This window comes from Halorubrum sp. SP9, from assembly GCF_005435015.1.
GTDB classification, from domain to species: Archaea; Halobacteriota; Halobacteria; order Halobacteriales; family Haloferacaceae; genus Halorubrum; species Halorubrum sodomense.
In genome coordinates this window covers 1-551 of record NZ_SGXU01000289.1, presented here as the reverse complement: position 1 = coordinate 551, position 551 = coordinate 1, and the positions used below count along the sequence as shown (strand labels likewise).

The following is a 551-nucleotide window of genomic DNA, read 5'->3' as shown; positions in this document are numbered from 1 at the left end:
GGGATCGCCGCCCCACCCCTCCGCCGAGGCGTCGACGATCGTCAGGAGCTGGTCGCGTTCGAACGTCCGCTTACAGTACGCCTCGTCGAGGGGACACGTCTCGCCGGGCTGTAACAGGGGGTGGCTGGCGTGCGAGACCTCGATGTGCTGGGTGTCGTCCTCGATCCGCGTGAGGAAGCCGTTCGGGAGGTCGAGGTACTCGCAGCCGATCGTCAGTATCTCTGCGACCTTCGCCTCGAACGTGCGGTCCTGGTCGGACGACACCGCGTACAGCCGCTGGATGGCGCGGAGGCTCTCCTCCTGACGCTGCTCCAACTCGCGTCGCTCGGTGACGTCGAGGAGGTAGACGGAGAGCCCCTCGTCCGACGGGAACGCACGCGCGTTGAACCACGTGTCGAGCGGCTCGTAGTAGGAGTCGAACGAGACCGGCTCCTGGGTCTCCATGGCGCGGCGGTACTGCTCGTAGAACACGGTTTCTCTCGACTCCGGGACCGAGTCCCAGATGTTCGCGCCCTCGACCGAGCCGTCCGGGCCGACGGCGTCGTCGCTCA

Annotated in this window: 1 pseudogene; it reads right to left on the bottom strand. The window is 67.2% G+C overall.

Annotated features, from left to right (window positions below):
* Nucleotides 1–551 (bottom strand): annotated as a pseudogene (locus EXE45_RS17575) (PAS domain-containing protein); the annotation flags it as partial.